The organism is Saprospiraceae bacterium, from assembly GCA_016719615.1.
Taxonomy (GTDB): Bacteria; Bacteroidota; Bacteroidia; order Chitinophagales; family Saprospiraceae; genus Vicinibacter.
In genome coordinates, this window is the sequence record JADJYQ010000001.1 from 973,392 (window position 1) to 992,547 (window position 19,156).

Annotated in this window: 14 protein-coding genes; 9 read left to right on the plus strand and 5 right to left on the minus strand. The window is 40.3% G+C overall.

Annotation, left to right across the window (positions count from 1 at the left end):
- Nucleotides 1-171: 171 nt before the first annotated feature.
- Nucleotides 172-2,619: a DNA translocase FtsK gene (locus IPM92_03975; GenBank protein MBK9107546.1), complete on the plus strand. Its 2,448-nt coding sequence runs from the start codon at nucleotides 172-174 to the stop codon at nucleotides 2,617-2,619.
- Nucleotides 2,620-3,101: 482 nt separating this feature from the next.
- Here IPM92_03975 and IPM92_03980 read toward each other — a convergent pair whose 3' ends face one another.
- The 5 genes from IPM92_03980 to IPM92_04000 all read right to left on the minus strand — a co-directional run bounded on the left by IPM92_03980 (nucleotide 3,102) and on the right by IPM92_04000 (nucleotide 9,484).
- Nucleotides 3,102-3,752, minus strand: coding sequence for a hypothetical protein (locus IPM92_03980; GenBank protein ID MBK9107547.1), 651 nt, complete (start codon nucleotides 3,750-3,752; stop codon nucleotides 3,102-3,104).
- A gap of 159 nt (nucleotides 3,753-3,911) precedes the next feature.
- Nucleotides 3,912-4,310: a CBS domain-containing protein gene (locus IPM92_03985; GenBank protein ID MBK9107548.1), complete on the minus strand. Its 399-nt coding sequence runs from the start codon at nucleotides 4,308-4,310 to the stop codon at nucleotides 3,912-3,914.
- 134 nt (nucleotides 4,311-4,444) lie between these two features.
- Complete coding sequence (locus IPM92_03990; GenBank protein ID MBK9107549.1) at nucleotides 4,445-6,472, minus strand: urocanate hydratase; 2,028 nt, start codon at nucleotides 6,470-6,472, stop codon at nucleotides 4,445-4,447.
- A gap of 14 nt (nucleotides 6,473-6,486) precedes the next feature.
- A complete protein-coding gene (locus tag IPM92_03995) occupies nucleotides 6,487-8,937 on the minus strand; it encodes a hypothetical protein (protein MBK9107550.1) in 2,451 nt (816 codons plus the stop codon).
- 100 nt (nucleotides 8,938-9,037) lie between these two features.
- Nucleotides 9,038-9,484 carry a hypothetical protein gene (locus tag IPM92_04000; protein MBK9107551.1) on the minus strand — a complete coding sequence of 149 codons (447 nt, stop codon included), beginning with the start codon at nucleotides 9,482-9,484 and terminating at the stop codon, nucleotides 9,038-9,040.
- Between the two features lie 99 nt (nucleotides 9,485-9,583).
- Here IPM92_04000 and IPM92_04005 point away from each other — a divergent pair, with 99 nt between their 5' ends.
- From IPM92_04005 to IPM92_04040, 8 genes are all read left to right on the plus strand, one after another.
- The gene (locus IPM92_04005; GenBank protein ID MBK9107552.1) at nucleotides 9,584-10,003 is read left to right on the plus strand and encodes a hypothetical protein; all 420 of its coding nucleotides are present in this window, start codon (nucleotides 9,584-9,586) and stop codon (nucleotides 10,001-10,003) included.
- The gene (locus IPM92_04010; protein ID MBK9107553.1) at nucleotides 10,000-13,134 is read left to right on the plus strand and encodes a M4 family metallopeptidase; all 3,135 of its coding nucleotides are present in this window, start codon (nucleotides 10,000-10,002) and stop codon (nucleotides 13,132-13,134) included. The genes IPM92_04005 and IPM92_04010 overlap by 4 nt, the downstream gene beginning before the upstream one ends.
- A 288-nt stretch (nucleotides 13,135-13,422) precedes the next feature.
- A complete protein-coding gene (locus IPM92_04015; GenBank protein MBK9107554.1) occupies nucleotides 13,423-14,373 on the plus strand; it encodes a glycosyltransferase family 9 protein in 951 nt (316 codons plus the stop codon).
- 175 nt (nucleotides 14,374-14,548) lie between these two features.
- Nucleotides 14,549-14,767: a hypothetical protein gene (locus IPM92_04020; GenBank protein ID MBK9107555.1), complete on the plus strand. Its 219-nt coding sequence runs from the start codon at nucleotides 14,549-14,551 to the stop codon at nucleotides 14,765-14,767.
- Nucleotides 14,760-15,065, plus strand: a complete 306-nt coding sequence (locus IPM92_04025) for a type II toxin-antitoxin system RelE/ParE family toxin (GenBank protein ID MBK9107556.1) — start codon at nucleotides 14,760-14,762, stop codon at nucleotides 15,063-15,065. The genes IPM92_04020 and IPM92_04025 overlap by 8 nt, the downstream gene beginning before the upstream one ends.
- A gap of 267 nt (nucleotides 15,066-15,332) precedes the next feature.
- Nucleotides 15,333-16,418, plus strand: a complete 1,086-nt coding sequence (locus tag IPM92_04030; GenBank protein MBK9107557.1) for a M48 family metallopeptidase — start codon at nucleotides 15,333-15,335, stop codon at nucleotides 16,416-16,418.
- A gap of 112 nt (nucleotides 16,419-16,530) precedes the next feature.
- Nucleotides 16,531-17,511, plus strand: a complete 981-nt coding sequence (locus IPM92_04035; protein ID MBK9107558.1) for a hypothetical protein — start codon at nucleotides 16,531-16,533, stop codon at nucleotides 17,509-17,511.
- Complete coding sequence (locus IPM92_04040) at nucleotides 17,511-18,965, plus strand: O-antigen ligase family protein (protein MBK9107559.1); 1,455 nt, start codon at nucleotides 17,511-17,513, stop codon at nucleotides 18,963-18,965. Before IPM92_04035 ends, IPM92_04040 begins: the two co-directional genes overlap by 1 nt.
- The last annotated feature ends 191 nt before the right edge of the window (nucleotides 18,966-19,156 follow it).

Below are 19,156 nucleotides of genomic sequence, written 5' to 3' on the forward strand. Positions count from 1 at the left end.
ATAAACGTGTTATAGATATAATAAATTTAATATATGTTTTTGATTATCATATTATGATTTTTAATAATATTTAAAATGAAGATATTCTGATAAAAATAAATAATAGTTTTGAATAATATGTGAAATGATTATACATTAGCGTCATAATTAATACATAATCTACTATTGATCATGGCGCGGTCAAAACGGAATAAACTTTCCGCCTGGCAACTATTTTATGCCCGGCTGATGGATGAAAGAGTCTCAAAAATTATAGCAGTTTTATGCTTTATGCTGGGCATTTTCCTCCTCCTCTCTTCAATTTCTTACTTCTTTTCATGGAAGGCAGATCAGGATAAAGTACTGAGTTACTCCTGGCATATCTTGTTTAAACCCAATGTGGCCATTGAAAACTGGATGGGGAAGTTAGGAGCACTTAGTTCTCACCTCTTTATCTATTATGGATTTGGCGTCTCTGCCATCTTAATAATACCCATTGCCATTTATTTGGGCTTTTGCTTTCTGCATCGCCAGGGTTGGCTGTCCTTTTTGCGATTTATGACGCATTCTGTGATCATCATGTCCTTATTATCGATGATCTTCTATTATATATTTCAGACATTTGAATTCCCATTTGGAGGCGCTTTTGGTTCTCGCTATTGCGAGTGGATGGAGGGTTTTATGGGTCCGATAGGTGCCGGACTGTGTTTAATTTTCGGATTGCTCGCATTATTGGTTTGGTATTACAATCCATCCTTACAAACTTTTCAGGCAGAGGCTGTCGGCCACACGGCTGTTACCAGTTTTTGGAATGCGGAATGGTTTAGGTTTAGACATGAATTTAAATCTGAAGGGCAATCCTCACCGGAAGCTTTTCTCAAAACAACGAATACTCCAACTGCACAGGAAGATCCTGTTACTGTTGACTGGAGCGATTACCCGGATGCAGATGTGCTCCTGGCATCACTGGCTCCGGAAGCCTTAAAACCAAATTCCAATTGTAGCTTAGAAATAGAAACTCCAAAAATCGAAACCGACACTATTTTTAAAGAGATGGAACTCAACGAACCACAGTTTTCCGGAGCAGCCGTTGCCGATGAGGACGACGGCTGGGAAACTGGGGATGGCAAACCTTATGATCCCAAAGCCAGTCTTTCCAGTTACAAACCACCTTCTTTGGATTTACTCCATGATTATGCAGATCAGAAATTTGAAATAGATCGCGATGAATTGGAATCAAATAAGAATCTCATCATTGCTACACTCATGCATTACAAAATTGAGATTCAAAAAATTAAAGCAACCATCGGTCCCACAGTCACCTTATACGAAATTGTTCCGGCACCGGGTGTCCGTATTTCGCGCATCAAAAGTTTGGAAGATGATATCGCTTTGAGTTTATCAGCACAAGGCATCCGTATCATAGCACCTATACCCGGACGTGGTACTATTGGAATAGAAGTAGCCAATAAAAACAGGCAAACCGTTGCTTTAAAGGAATTGATGAAGACTGAAAAATTCAACGATCCTAAAATTGAATTGCCCATTGCGCTTGGAAAAAATATTTCAAATGAGGTTATCGTTTCCGATTTAACTAAAATGCCTCACTTGCTCATCGCCGGGGCGACTGGACAGGGAAAATCAGTAGGGATCAATGCCATTCTCCTATCCTTATTATACAGGAAACATCCTTCTGAAGTAAAACTGGTTTTAATCGATCCTAAAAAAGTCGAGTTACCGATTTATGCTGAAATTTATAAACACTTTCTGGCCCAATTGCCGAATTCAGATGAAGCGATCATCACAGATACTTCCAAAGTAATTTATACCCTGAATTCTCTTTGCATCGAAATGGATCAGCGGTATGAATTGTTAAAACTCGCCAGAGTTCGAAATATTCTGGAATACAATGACAAATTCAAAAAACGCAAACTCAATCCTGAAAAAGGACATAAGTTTTTACCCTATATCGTATTAGTCATCGATGAATTTGCAGATCTGATTATGACAGCGGGTAAAGAAGTGGAATTGCCCTTGGGAAGACTTGCACAGTTGGCCAGAGCCGTCGGAATGCATTTAATCATTGCAACGCAAAGACCTTCTGTCAAAATTATTACAGGTTTGATAAAAGCCAATTTCCCGGGACGTATTGCTTTCAAAGTTTCTTCAAATATAGATTCGCGTACCATCCTCGATTGTGGCGGTGCCGAACGACTGATCGGTCGCGGAGATATGCTGTTCAATCTGGGATCCGACATCATCCGTTTGCAATGTGCATATGTAGATACCGTGGAAGTTGAAAAAGTAATGCGACACATAGCAAGTCAACAAAGTTTCGGCACACCTTATTTGTTGCCGGAATTCAAAGGCGATGACAGCGGTACAAATGGCAACGGAGTCGATATCAGTGATCTTGACGAAATGTTATTTGAAGCTGCAAGACTGGTCGTCCAAGCGCAACATGGCAGTACCAGTATGATCCAACGCAGATTAAAATTAGGATACAATCGGGCCGGCCGCATCATGGACCAATTAGAACAGTTGGGGATTGTTGGCGCCGGTGAAGGAAGCAAGCCGCGCGAGGTCTTTGTTTTTACCGAAGTCGAACTCGAAAACATGCTCTCAAAATTGAGACGATAACATTAAAATTTGAACCTACCATATTAACATTCTTATTTTGATTTCAACCAACTGAGAATGATAGTAGATTATGCCCTTGCTGACCACAAGGGCTTTTTTTTTATTAAAAGGCTAAAGGCTAAAGGCTAAAGGCTAAAGGGAAAAGGGAAAAGGGAAAAGGGAAAAGGGAAAAGGGAAAAGGGAAAAGGAGATTAACGGGAATCTAAATATAAAATAAATTTAGTGAACTTACATTCGTTAGTATCAATTGATTTCTAAAAGCCTAAAAGAGCCACAAAGACTTTCATACAATCAAACAATCAAACAATCAAACAGTCAAACAGTCAAACAGTCAAACAGTCAAACAGACTTCCAGACTTCCAGATTTCCAGACTACCAGACTACCAGACTAACAGACTTCCAGACTTCCAGACTTCCAGACTAACAGACTAACAGACTAACAGACTACCAGACTACCAGACTACCAGACTAACAGACTACCCCTATTCCTTCTCCGAAGCTAGCACATTCATAATGGCTTCAGCCTGGAAAGGCCAGGATTCGATGAGCTTATCGTCGACGTCGTCGAATTCGATCATCCATTTGCGGAGATCCTTTTTAGGCGTTTTTGAAATTTGTTCGAACGTGCGGACACCGTGTGATTGCAGCGCATTACTGATCTTATCATCTATGCCTTTGATGAGGTGCAAAGGATCAGAAGGGCTAGCCTTTTGAGTGTATTGTTCCATTTTTTCATCACCTATAATTTGACTGATAATGGACAAATGCTGATCTAGGACTGCTTTTAAGTCAGAAACGATCTTCGAATCTGCGGTGGCTGTATTTCCTTCTTTGCTTTCTAATTGATTCAAACGCAATTGTAAACCGGCGATCACCTGGTCTTTTTGTTGTAATTCTGTTTGAAAGGATTCTTTTTCGTTGCTTGATAAATGTCCACCTTCGAATTCTTTCTTTAGATTTATGTGCTTTTCTTCTAAAAATGCATATTTCGATTTCCAATCTTCATAGGCTGCTTTATAAGTTTTTTCCTGCGATTGGGCTTGTATGATTTTATCTTCGAAATCCAATTTTTCTTTTCTCAGCTGGTCGTATAAAAACTTCAACTCATCGCGCTCTCTTAAAATTTCTTTCATCGCCCGGTTATTCTTATTGACTAGGTACAGCGAATAGATTACAGTAGCAATAACCAATAATCCAAAAAAAATATAAAGAGAAATCTGTGTGCCTGACATATACTGAAAATGAAATTCTATTGATAAATACCCTAAGGTAAAAGTCTTAGGTAAAGACAATTATCTCGGCGGATATTCTTTGTTGTATTCATATCTCAAAATATCGAAACTCGTTACAATGCCAATGAGTTTCTTTCCTTCGACCACAGGAAGTGCGTGAAACAAGTGTTCCATAAATACTTCCGCAGCGGTACCTACTTTATCAGTTGCTTCTATGGTTGCTAGAATTTTAGTCATTACATTACTCACCTTGGTTGTCGGATAATCTTTATGATCAACGTTTAATTTGAATAAATCATAAGTGGTTACAATTCCGACTAAGGTGCCATCTTCCTGAACCACCGGAACATGGTGTATTCTGTTGTTGATGAGGATTTCTTTAACGGATTGTAAGGAATCTTCAGGTTTGACAGTAATTACGTCATTGACCATTATGGCGGAAACTGGTTCATTCATCATAAGCTTTGAAATTTTGTGGTCAGAAAGATATTACAAGTTTTTAAATTGGAGTTAATGCCTCTTAAAAATAGTTTTTAGACTTCCATTTTACAAGCAATAAAAATTATAAAGTTCTGATAGTCAATAGTAGACCATTAATCCAAATTTCTGGTTTGGTCTTGTAAAAACTGCTCATCGACAAAATTAGGTAAGGTCACTTTCAACAAAGGCTCTTCCATCATGGCTTTTTGAATGGATTTAATGGCTCCTTCATTGCGTGCCCAGGCCCTGCGGCTCACTCCATTGTTGACATCCCAATGCAACATGCTTTTGATTTGGGCGGCAGATTTGTCAGATCCATCAATGTACATTCCAAAACCACCGTTGATCACTTCACCCCATCCTACACCGCCACCATTGTGAAGCGATACCCAGGTGGCGCCCCGAAAACTGTCGCCAATGACATTGTGCACCGCCATATCTGCGGTGAAACTTGAACCGTCGTAAATATTTGCAGTTTCGCGAAAGGGCGAATCCGTACCTGATACATCGTGATGGTCTCTTCCCAAAACAATACCCGCCGATAATTCTCCTTTTGAAATGGCTTCGTTGAATGCAAGTGCAATTTCAATGCGGCATTTTGCATCTGCATAAAGGATGCGCGATTTGCTTCCAACCACGGGGAGATTTTGTCCCGCATCCCGGATCCATTTCAAATTGTCGAGATACTGTGACAATGTATTTCCATCGGCATCTTTCATTAATTTTTCAATGACATTCGCAGCAATTTGATCTGATTTTTGAAGATCTGCCAAATCTCCTGAAAGACAAACCCATCGGAACGGACCAAAACCGTAATCGAAACACAAAGGGCCCATAATGTCTTCCACATAAGAAGGATATTTGTATTTCAAGTGAGTTTCATCTTTCCAAATTTCGGCACTTGCTTCTCCGGCTTCTTTTAAAAAGGCATTTCCATAATCCCAGAAATACATGCCTTTCGCACTTAAAATATTGACCGCCCGGACATGCCTTTGTAATGAAGATTTGACTTCAGCCATAAATTTTACTTTGTCCATTTGCAGTAGGCTTTTAGCTTCCGAAAAACGGTAGCCTACCGGACAATAACCGAGATCGTGGATATTATGTAGTGAAGTTTGATCAGAACCCAGATCAATGTGAATATTATTGTTGGCAGCATATTCCCATACCTCAATAATATTTCCCGCATAGATCAAAGCGATGCCTTTTTCATGGACAGCTTGATATTGCAAAGCACGATCGAACAAAGATTTTAAATCTGTGTAAATATTTTCCTTTAGGATGTAACCGTCGGTCAATCTTTGTTGGATTGCATCGGGATCAACTTCTGCCAGAATGCAAGTCACGCCGGTAATGACTGCCGCAATGGCTTGAGCACCGGACATCCCACCTAGGCCGGAGGTAATAAATATTTTTCCGTTTAAATTTTGAATGTTAGCATTTTTTCTTCTGCCTGCATTCATCAGTGTAAGCGTGGTGCCATGTACGATGCCTTGCGGACCGATATACATAAAAGATCCGGCGGTCATTTGACCATATTGTGTGACACCTAGAGCATTGTATTTATTCCAGTCTTCTTTTTTGCTGTAATTGGGAATCATCATGCCGTTCGTAACGACGACACGAGGTGCTACTTTTGAAGAAGGAAATAAACCTAAAGGATGGCCGGAATACAAAACTAATGTTTGTTCGGCGGTCATTTCCGATAGGTATTGCATACACAATAAGTACTGTGCCCAGTTTTGAAATACGGCACCGTTGCCACCATAAGTAATCAACTCCTGAGGGTATTTGGCAACTTTAGGATCCAGATTATTCTGAATCATCAGCATGATGGATGCGGCTTCTTTGCATTTTGCAGGATAGGCTTCCAAAGGCCGCGCATACATCTCATATAAAGGCATAAACCGATACATATAAATGCGACCGTACTGTTGCAATTCACTTGCAAACTCTGGCAATAAGCTAACATGAAAATGATCCGGAAAATATCGCAATGCATTCTTAAGCGCCAATCTTTTTTCGTCGGCAGTCAATACATCATCAATGATTCTTTTGGGTGCATGTGGCATTGCAGGATTGATTCCCGGGTGGTCCGGTAAATCTTTCGGGATTCCTGTTTGTATATCTTTTGCAAACATCTTTCGAAAACAATTTAGTTCTTAATGTCGAATAAATTTAAAGATTCAGGAAGAAGTTCCGATTTTGATTTTGAATTTTTTCGCGTGACGATCACCGGAATACCCGGATGTACATCAAAATAATTTGGAAAATAGACTTCGTCCTTTGTTTCTTTTAAATAGAGGGCGCGCACAAAAGTATTTGACGACACGCTCAATTGTCCGTTTGTATTTCCAATATTTTCGACGATCACATCAGGTTTTGGCAATTGAAGATTTTTTGGTTTTTCAAAAAAATGTGAAGCATAAAAAGTATCTTCCTCAACGACCCACTTTAATTGCAAATAATGTGTTTCGCGCAGTGCAAGTTCATTTAAATCAATAGAAATAAGGTGAATTAATCTCGAACTGTTTTCTTTGAGGGTATCTTCCAGGGATTGAAAGTACAATGGGTTGCCAAAAAAATCCTGTACGGTCAAATCCAATTGGAAAGTTTTGATATCACGCGAATCGTTGATGCCATATATTTTAATGTATTGATCTGACTCCATAGCAGAAAACTGAACAGGTGCAAATGCCATTTTTAGTTGATGTTGTAAGGCCTTCCACCGTCCGAGATAATCAATGCCTGACCATGAAATGCCCGGCCAGCAGTCGTTGAATTGCCAATACAGACTACCCATGCAGTATGGCTTAGCGCGTCTGTGAGCGCTGATAATTTGCGAGATCCCATCAGCCTGGCAGAGTTGATTTAGATAAACCAAATGCTCGAAATTGGCAGGTTTGGGATAATCGCGGTCCAGGTATTCTTTGATCAATTTATTTCCACGCGGATGTTTTTGATGATTTAACAAGGCAGGAGATTCGAAAATCAAATCATTTTCTGAAATAAATTCCTGAAGCGTTGTTAGTGAAGCTAAAGATTGAAAACCAAACTCGCTCATGAATCTGGGAATCCGCGATTCCAATTTAGAGAAAGGCATTTCATCATGCCACAAACCCCAGTCGTGGGCATCGCCATGGGTTTTGAAACGATCATCACCTCTTCCGAAAAGAGGAGAAGAATCCCAATAAGAAATTCCCGGGGCCCACAACTGCACTTTTTCCGGTAATAGCTTTTGAAATAAATTTTGATAATCATTCCATAAACGCTGTTTCGATGCTTCATCGAGAGATGCTTGCCAACCCCAACGATGCCAGCCTTCTTTATTTTCATTGTTTCCACAAAACAATGCGATACTTGCATGCTTGGACAATCTTTGGAGTTGTTGTTCTGCTTCTATCGACACATTATCTATGAATGCAGTATCGCCTGGATACATCGCACAGGCAAACATAAAATCCTGCCACACCATAATGCCAAGGCTGTCGCAGGTCTCATAAAAAGCATCGCATTCGTAAATACCGCCTCCCCAAATTCGCAACATATTGAAATGAGTTTCAACAGCTGCATTCAATAATGACTTCCATTTTTCTGCAGCATTAAAGAGGATATCTGAAGGAATGTAGTTGGAACCCTTGCAAAAAACAGCTTCGCCATTCACTTTAAAATAAAATGACTGACCAATGGAATCTTCTTCTGCGATCAGCTGAATCGTGCGAATGCCCGTTTTCCATTTTTTTTGAGCCAACACGACTCCGCTTGAATCTTGTAATTGAAAACTACAATCGTATAAATAAGCGGGGCCGGAACCTCTGGGCCACCAAAGATTTGGATTTTTGAATTCGATATTATTGCGAAAAACATTTTTACCCGGTGACAGCAGCGTATTAAACTTGAATTCACGGTCTGCAATTTTGCATGATATAGCGACATCTCTCGGCACGGTATCGGCGTTGATGAGGATCGCTTGCAGTCGGAGGGTCGCATGGTCTTCAACAATCTGGATGGTATGTAGTCCTGCTTCTTCCAATCGAAGTTGATTCCAGGAAACAATTTTAGGTAACTGGCTGAGACCGCAAAGCACAAATTCCGGTCCGAAATCCCAGCCAAAATGAAACTGAGGTTTGCGTGCACATACTCTTGGACCACCCGGCAAAGCTGGATTTTGTAGGCTGTACAAGGAATCTGTTATACCTTTTGCAGAATTAAATGAAAACAGCAATTCATTTTGATCGAGTGAAAGGAATTCTTTTATTGGGAAATGATATTTGCGAAAAGCATTGTCCGTTTTTCCTAAAAAATGACCATTGAGAAATATCTCGCAATAAGTATCTAAACCATCACATTCCAATTCAATGTGTTCCTGATTTAATAGAAGGCTGTCAATTTTAAAACTATGTTTGAATTGCCAATTTTTTTTTGCGAGTACGGCCAATTTTTTTTCGTGATCTCCGAAGTATGGAGACAGGATGGCTTTATTTTCAAATAAGGCTGTGTAATTATTTCCGGGCATCTGACAGGGCATCCAATCTGAAGAATCGGCATCCCGGAAATGCCAGTTGGCAGCCTCTAATAGGATCGTTTGTGTGAAAGCATTTGACATTAATAAGCAAAGGAACACAATATGAAGGAACTTGTATGGCATGGCAATAAATAAAAAAGGCTTCCGTGTGGAAGCCTTTAAATCATATATTATTTAAGTCTTATTCTGATTTAGCTGGTTGAGCAGGAGCTACATTTTCTGAATTGGTAGCTGAAGCAGTTCCTTTAGATTTGCTGCAACAAGCTTTTCCAGATCCGCCTTTTGCACAACAGGCCTTTGCACAAGATTTTTTAGTTGAAGCATTTTCCATGGAAGCATCGCCAGCAGGAATTGCAACAAACTGAGCTGTTGACTCATCAAATTTTACTTCCGCATAAGAAGCTACTCCATCAGCACCTACTGTTTTCTTTTTAAAGCAAACAGCACCTGAATTTTCGCAAACTTTGGTTTCGATGCTAGCATCCATAGAAGCAGCTTTTAAAGCAGCTTCGCTGGGTTTTACACATTGTTTGGTTTCTGCAGTTTTAGCAGCATGTGAACACTGAGCTACGCTGTAGTTGGTAGCCATGAATAATCCGAATACAACGAACAAGACTAATTTTTTCATAAGTTTATTTTATTTAATTTAGTGAAGCAAAGATAAAACGTATGAATGCATTATTTTGTTCCTTCTTTGGACTTTTAACGTGACTTTAAGTAAATTTCAATGAATAAAAACGTTTTTACACTGATTATCAGCTATTTAATGATTTCAATGCTAAGTTTGAGTTGTTCCGGTTCCAAAACTCCGGCTCAGGAAGAATACACTCTTTTGGGCGATGGCGGCGGATTTACCGGCGTAGAGACCATTTATAAAGTATCCGACAATGGCCGAATTGAGAAATCCGGGGAATATTTGGGCCGATTGTCGAAAGAAGAAATCAGTCAATTGAGAGAAAATAAACAGACCTTGCAGCTGGATCAGATCGAATACCTGAAACCTGGAAATATTTACCATCTCCTTGAATTTAACAAAGGTGGTGTAGCCAGGAAGTTGGTTTGGGATCCCTATGATCCGGAACATCCGAAAGCACTTGAACTCTATTATAATCACCTTTTTTACCTAATTAAGAAACACAGCAAATGAGAAAATTCATCTTATTGTTTTTGGCAATTCCTCTCGGAATATTGCCGGCACAATCCCAGGGTCTAAAAAACAAACCAGATTTCCAGTTAAATGGGAATCAGAGCATTTCGGGAAAGACTTTTGAAAATCCCGGATTTGCCCTTCCTTATTCAAATTCTTCATTTTTATATACCGGAACTTTGAATCTGAAGCCCATTTCAGCTAATAAGCTATCTGGTATTAAGAAAAATTATACGGTTTTAGAAACAGATGAAGCCGGGTATCCAAAGCGTTTATCTTTAAATGCGCTCATACCCAGAAATTCAACTACCGATGCATCTTTCTGGGCTCAACAGTTGAATCAGGTTTTTGATTCTGAAGGAGATAAAGCCATTGAATGGAAAAACCTTTCAGATACATCAGACGATCTGAAGATCAGACATTTAAAATATCAGCAACTGTTTGATGGAAAACCGGTCATAGGGTCAGAATATTATGTCCATGTATATGCAGATGGCAAAGTTTTGGCTCACGGACATTTTCAACAACCGGATCAAAGCCTCGAGCCGAAATTTCATTTGGATCAGGCAGTAGCACTCGTTAAAACTGCATTTATCCGGGAAGGAATTACTTTAAATGAAAGCCCATCAACTGAGCAGAAATATTTAAAAACAGGGCTAAGTTCTTACACATTGGGTTATGCACAAGTTCCTGGATCTGACCAATGGAAACTGATATATGAAATGGTATATTATCCAACAGCATTGAGCAAATACCTCATTTGGATGGATGCGGAATCAGGGGCGATCTTAAAATTCAGAAAAGATCAGTGCAATGTACATGTGCACACTACTAACGAATGTTCGCATCGCGATCATGTAGCAGAACTTCCGTCGCCACAAGGCGGAGAAACAACAACAGCCAGAGATTTGTTTGACATCAACCGGACCATACAGGTTTGGAGGGAAGGAAGTTTTCAATATTTGCTCGATGCTTCGCGATCCATGTTTAAAGCAGCTTCATTCAAATTGGACGACCCTGTAGGAGCCATATGGACTATGGATGGATTGAATAGCAATGAAAACAATATCCGTATGGGGCAGATTCGCAGTAATGCCAACACCTGGGCAAAAAATGCAATTTCTGCGCATTATAACGCCGGGTTAGCATATGAGTATTATCTGAATACCCATGCGCGGAATTCAATCAATGGGCAGGGCGGCACCATTTTGTCGGTGATTAATATAACTGAAGCCGGCGGCGGCGGATATGACAATGCATTTTGGAATGGGGAGGCTATTTTTTATGGAAATGGAGGTACCGCATTTACAAGTTTAGCGAAGAGTCTGGATGTGGCCGGACATGAAATGACACACGGAGTTGTGCAGACTACGGCCAATCTTACCTATGAAAATGAATCGGGCGCACTCAATGAATCCTTTGCAGATATTTTTGGAGTTTTGATTGACCGCGATGATTGGAAATTAGGAGATGATATTGTTCGCCTCAACGCATTTCCTTCAGGAGCCATGAGAGATATGAGCAATCCTCACAATGGAGCACAAACCAATGATTTTGGAAGATGGCAACCACAACACGTTTCAGAACAATATAAAGGAAGCTCAGATAATGGAGGTGTACACATCAACAGTGGGATACCTAATTATGCATTTTATTTATTTGTCAAAGAACTTGCTAAAGGGAGTACAGAAGAACAAGGCAAAAAAATTGCGGAGAAAGTCTATTACCGAACATTGGTCAATTATCTCACGAGATCCTCTAATTTTAAAGATTTGCGCAATGCGGTAGAGCAGGCATGTATCGATTTGCATGGCAATAATTCAACGGTGCACAATGCTGCTAAATTTGCATTCGACCAGGTGGGCATTGGGTCAAGTGGCAATCCCGGTGGTGGCGGCCAGCAATATCAAAATGATTTGCCTGTCAATCCGGGAGCTTTATTTGCAGTATGTACAGACGATCGGAACCTCGGCGTTTATCTGATCAATATTCAAACCAGCCAGATTTTTCAATTGAGTAATAGAAGCATTAAAAGCAAACCCAGTGTGTCTGATGATGGTTCCGAAATATATTTTGTCGGCGTTGATTCCCGATTGTACGGTTTATTTTTAAATCAAACAACAAAAGTGTATGATGAGATCGTATTAGATTCTGACCCGATCTACAGGAGTGCAACGATTTCAAAAGATGGCCGATTGCTGGCGGTGTTGTACGATCAGGAAGAAAATAAAATTCACGTATATGATTTTGTGAGACAAGTGTGGAAGACATTTACACTTACGAATCCAACCACTTCGAATGGCGGCGGTGCTACTTCAAATGTGCGTTATGCAGATTTTATGGACTTCGAACATTCAGGACAATATCTGATGTACGACGCCTTGAGTAAACTGGAACAAAACAGTGGTGCCATTTATGAATACTGGGACATCGGATTTTTAAGAGTTTGGAATTTAGCCAGTAATAATTTTGGCGACGGACATATCGATAAGCTATTTTCAGATTTGCCCGAAAACACAAGTATTGGTAATCCTTCTTTTTCAAAAAACTCACCTTATGTCATTGCCTTTGATTATCTGGAAGAGGATTTATTCGGCAATAAATTTTACATCCTGGGATCAAATGTTGAAACGGGAAATTTAGCAGAAATAGCAGCGGATAGAGATAATACAGGATATCCGAATTACTCCGTCGATGATAAGTTTATCATGTACAATGGTTATGATAACAGTGGCAATATTTCGATCAAATTCAAACAATTGGCGGCCAATAAAATTCAATCCGGAGGTTCCGAACAGTTGTTCATATCAGAAGCAAGATGGGGCTCTTTCTTTGCAAACGGGAAAAGGGTGTTGATCAAAAATGAGGATCTTGAAACGATTCATGATTTGGAAGTGTATCCCGTTCCATTTGATAAATTGTTGAATATTTCGTTCAGCAGCGATCGCAGCCAGGATTTGAATATACAATTGATCAATAGTTTAGGAGTTGAAGTGTTAAAAGAAAAAAGAATCATTGAATCTGGTAAAAATGAAATTCAATTGAATGTAACAGAACTTCCGTCAGGGATTTATTATTTGCAATTGTTGTCCGGGAAAGTTGCGGCGAGTGTGGTTGTAGTGAAGGGATAGGAATTTGGGAATGCAGGCTTGCAGGCTTGTAGGCTTGTAGGCTTGTAGGAGGGTAGGCTTGTAGGAATGTAGGAAAAGGATGATAGTCTGATAGTCTGATAGTCTGTGGGGATTTATGGGAAAAAAGGGAAATGATTTTTTCTATTAACTATTGAGATCTAATTGCTTTTTTTTTTTTAAATGTATTGACCAACTCCATAATCCATAATCTATACTCCATAATCTATAATCTATAATCTATAATCTTTACTATAATCTTTACTTTTGACTACTGACTTTCTCCCTGACATGCATATCAAAAAAGGAAGCAAAATCCTCATTCTGCGCTTTAGTTCGATAGGTGATATCATATTGACTACACCGGTCATACGATGTCTGAAGCAGCAGACAGAGGCAGAGATCCATTACTTGACAAAGTCAAAATTTTCGGAATTGCTGGCGGATCACCCGCAGATCGACAAACTTTGGACTTTTGAAAGAGATTGGACAGAAATAAAAACAGCGCTCCTGACAGAGAAGTTTGATCTCATCATAGATCTGCATAAAAACATTCGTTCGTATCACATCAGTTGGGTTTTGGGAGTGAAGACCCTTCGGTTTGATAAATTGAATTTTAGAAAATGGCTAGCAGTTGTAAGTAAGTATAATTGTTTGCCGAAAAAGCATATCGTTGACCGCTACTTCGATGCCCTTAAAACCTGTGGAATTTTAAATGATGGCCGGGGTCTGGATTGCTTTTTCCATGCTCAGGATCTCGCTAATTTTAAATTACCAGATAAGTATGTGGTCGGCGTACTGGGCGCGACTTATTTTACCAAGCAAATTCCAGCGCAGAAATGGAAGGAGCTCATTGAAAAAACAAACCTGCCCATGGTGTTACTTGGAGGCACTAACGAACGTTTGTTAGCAGAAGAACTTTTGTCCAAATTCCCAAATCAAATTACCAATTTATGCGGACATACAACACTGCGGCAATCGGCAGCAGTGATCCAATCTTGCGAATATCTGGTGACCCCGGATACGGGCATGATGCACATCGGTGCCGCTCTAAAAAAATCGATGCATGTTTACTGGGGCAACACCATCCCCGAGTTTGGAATGTATCCTTACTATGGAGATCAGCAGCTTCCCTGGTATAGCCATGAAGTCAAAAATTTATCCTGCAGACCTTGTTCTAAATTAGGATATGCGGCTTGTCCGAAGGGGCATTTTAGGTGTATGATGGAGCAGGAGGTTTAGGCCCTCACCCCCGGCCGCGCAGCGGAGAGGGGAGTTGCAACATGAAATAATAACACGCGATTTCCTCATAAATTAATTTCATTTTATATCGCTCCCCTCTCCACACAGTGGAGAGGGGCCGGGGGTGAGGTGGAGATGTTCAATATTATTCTTATTTTTGCTTAAATCGGCATTCATGACAGTCAAAGAAAAGATTTTATCTGACATTCAGAACATAGAAAATGAAGAGCTTCTTCAGGAAGTATATACTTTAATTCAAGATCTTAAGGGATGTACTGAAATGTTGATATTGAATGAAGAACAAAATGTTATGCTGCAGGAAGCTCAAAAGCAATACGAAAAGGGTCTCACGCATTCGCATGATGAGCTTTTTAAGGAATTGTTAGGTGAGTAAGAAAATAATCTGGTCCGATATTGCTAAGCAGGATATTATTTCCATCAAGAAATACTTTAATGCCCGTAATAAATCAAATGTATATTCTAAAAAATTACTGGTATTGTTTCGGGATACGGTTAAATTAATCTGCAAGTATCCTTACTTATCTGTCAATACAGATAGAAAAAAAGTTCGAAGTTTTGTTGTCAAGTCTTACATTATTTTCTTCGAGATTAAACCAGATTGCATTTATATAATTAGCGTATGGGATTCAAGAAGGGATCCAGATCAATTGAAAAGAATTTTAGAAAAATAATGTAGTGTTGAATTCTTGAAAAAATGAGTCTTGTTCTTAAGATGACGACCCTATGGGCGGTTATCTTTGAAGGCTAGAGTGCACACCTCACCCCCGGCCGCGCAGCGGAGAGGGGAGTTGCAACATGAAATAATAACACGCGATTTCCTCATAAATTAATTTCATTTTATATCGCTCCCCTCTCCAAACAGTGGAGAGGGCCGGGGGTGAGGTGAAGTTCCTTTTTTCATTTTACATTTACGTATTATTTCAAAGCTAAACGATCACATGCAGATCCTGCAAGCAACTTATTATAAAGGCATCAAGCCGGTAGGTAAACCGGTGGCTGTTTATTTGGAGAACGATGCTTTTCGCATTGTTCAAACCATGGAAGAGCATGAGGATGACCGATATTGGGATGTACAGGCCATACATCCTGATGATTCTTTTGATGACAATCGCCTGATATTAAGTTATGGTGTAGTAAAGCCTTTGGAGTATTTGGAGTTTAACCAGGCAGATGCGCTGATGATTTTGGAAAATGTATATCCGGGTAAATTGTGGGAAAAGAAAAAATCGGCTGCTTCCAAAAATGCGGTGGGTATCTTATTTATTGGGATAGGAATTGTCATTGCTTTGTCGATTGCTGCATATTTTATAATTGCGCCCCGGCTGGCAGATAAAATCGCACGAAACGTACCCATTGAATGGGAACTGGATCTTGGAAAACAAGTGGCTGCAGGATTAGTACCGGAAGGAAAGGTGGATACCCTGAAATCGCAGATGCTGGACTCCTTTTTTACAGCTATGAAGGTGACGACGGATTATCCAATCAAACTCTATTTTGTGAGGGATACGGTGGTCAATGCCTTTGCGATGCCCGGTGGGAGCATCGTCGTGTACCAGGGATTATTTGACAAAATGCAGAATTACGAAGCCTTGGCCGGATTGTTAGGTCACGAATTTGCACATGTGGAAAAGAGGCATAGTCTCAGGAGCATGTTCCGTTCTTTGTCGGGATATATGTTTCTTAGTTTGTTGTTTGGCGATCTGACAGGCATCATGGGAGTGTTATTGGATAATGCAAATTCCATTCAAAATCTCAGTTATTCCAGGGAATTTGAACGGGAGGCAGATGCCCGTGCAGTTGAGCTGTTGATGGAGCGCAACATCGGGTTGAGTGGGATGCAGGGATTATTTCAGATCTTCCTGGATGAAGGCAGTAAAGGATTGGAAGTACCGGAATTTATGCGGACACACCCGGTCACCCAGGATCGCATTGATTACGTCAAATTGAAAATCTCCGAAACCGGTATCGAGCCCATATATTATGAGGTCCTCAAAGGCTTGTTCGACCGGATGAAAGCCCAATAATCTTGCAATTTATAAGGCAATCTCTATCTTCGCGCGATTTCCGGTGCAGTCATAGCCAATAATTGGCTGGAGTAGGGCGTTGGAACTAAATACCTTAGCCAGAATAAACAGTATGGAAATATTGAGTTTTAGTGAATTGATCAGGATCATTGTAAAAAATATCCGGACCCTGATCATGATAGCCATTTTTACGATCATCGGATCTGCAGTCATCGCTTTGATCTTGCCCGTTTATTACAAATCGACCACCGTCATTTTTCCGGTGAAACTGGGACAAGCTCCGGTCAACGAAACATCTTTCAGAAGAGGTAATATCAGCGATTTTGGTGAGACCGGAGAAGCGGAGCAGGCGCTCGAAATTTTAAACTCCACCAGTTTGATGGATCGCGTCATTGAAAAGTTTGATTTGTTTACGCACTATGAAATTCCGCGCAATGATCCTGCAGCGCTCACCTTTACGCGCAGAACTTTTTCGGGCAATGTGGGCATTAAACGTACCAAATTCAACTCCATAGAAATTACAGTTCAGGATAAAAAGCCCGAAATGGCGGCCAACATTGCCAATGCCATTGCTCAATATCTCGATACTTTAAAATATGAAATGGTGAAACTTCGCGCCAATGAACTCATCGGCAATTTGCAACACCAACACTCCAAACAACAACTCATCATCGACAGTCTCAAAATGCAAATGGACAGCATGACCAAAAAAGGCATCATGAGTCAGTTTCAGCGGGGTTATTTGTTGGATGCCTTTGGCCAATCATCCGGGCAAGAACGGAAAGAGTTGCGCGCGATTGTCGATGCCAATATCAGTATGGGAGAAGACTTTGATATGTTGGAAAAAATTTATGAGCGGGAGTTGGAAAATCTGATGTTGATCAATAAATACCTCGTACAATCTAAAGCCGATGCAGAAATTCAATTCTCTCAAAAATTTGTCGTGGATTCGGCTGAACCGGCTGAGCGCAAATCTTATCCCGTGCGATGGTTGGTGGTATTGGTCAGCGTATTTTCTTCGATGCTCATCTCCGTTAGTTTATTGTTGGCCAAACAAAAATGGCCCGAACTGGCCAAGGGAATCTTATCCTGATGCAAGTTGCACTGATTAAAAAACCGGAAATATTTTTGCCCATCGCCCTGAGCTTATTGATCAGCGGAATTGCTTTTGGTGGACAATACTTGTATTTACTTGCAATTCCCGTTGCGATACTTTTAGGCGTCATTGTTTTTTTAAAACCCGATGTACTTTTTTTTAGTCTTGGATTTTTAACACCCCTATCCATCAATCCGCACGATGCGGAATTGGGAAAATTGAGTTTGGCATTGCCCACTGAACCGATGGCGGCATTGTTGGTCGTATTGTTTTTTTACGTTTTACTAACGACCGATAGGATCGATCCCCGTTTGTTGAAACATCCGATCAGCATATTAATTTACATTTATTTTTTCTGGTTACTGGTAACTACGGCGACCAGTGTAGATAAAGTGGTATCGATCAAATTTGTGATTGCAAAAATGTGGTTTATCATTCCGGGCTATTTTTTAGCAGCCACTTATTTTAGAGAACCTAAAAATTTATTTCGCTATCTGATGTTATTTGTAGCAGGAATGTTTGTGCTCAGTTGTTACAACATTATACATCTGGCGCAATACTCCTTTGAAGACAAGCCCTCGCAATCGACCATGCAGCCCTTTTTTAAAGATCACACCATACTCGGTGCGGTATCTGCTATGGTTTTGCCCTTGTGTTTTGGATTATTCCGTTTATCGAAGAGCGATGTTGTAAAAAGAATGTTTTTTTTCAGCGCGATGGTCATTCTAATCATTGGAACCATCATAACTTATTCCCGCGCGGCCTGGGCCAGTATTGTACCGGCTTTACTTTTGCTTTTGGTTTTTGTATTTCACATCCGATTCAAATGGGTATTTACTGCAATGCTGCTTGTGATGGCTTATTTGTTTATGAACATCGAAGGCATCATCACAGAAATGGAGCGTAACAAAGTGGCAGGTGGAGATGATCTTGAACAGAATATTGAATCCATTTCCAACATCAGCTCTGACCCTTCCAATCTCGAACGCATCAACCGCTGGGCCTGTGCATTGGAGATGTGGAATGACAAACCTGTTTTTGGTTTTGGTCCGGGTACGTATATGTTTGAATATGCACCTTACCAATTGGGTAGAAACTACACCTCCATCAGCACCAATTTTGGTGACATAGGCAATGCACATAGTGAATATCTGGGTCCGCTGGCAGAGACCGGTATGATCGGCATGTTGATTTTTATGAGTTTGTTTGTGATGTGTATGTATTATGCCATGCGCGCATTTTTAGCAAATAAAGACAAATCGCATCGCGTGATGATCTGCACCCTTGCTTGCGGATTGGTGACGTATTTCACCCACGGATTTTTGAATAATTTTTTGGATACCGACAAAGCCAGTTTTATTTTCTGGCCGATGATTGCAGCGATTGTCGTTTATGATTTGGCACCTCACCCCCGGCCCCTCTCCACTGGCGTGGAGAAGGGAGTTGAATAAAAGAATCATCTGTGATTTTCAAATTGGAATTGGCTCTGCGGAGTCGGAGACTCTGCAGAGCTGGTTAAAAGCTTTATAACTTCAGCCTTCAGCCTTTTCCCCTCCTTTCCGTCGTTAAATTCAAACCCCCTGCCCAATTTTAAAAGCCACTGATCTAAATTGGATCAAACGGCAAACGATAGTCTCCAAAA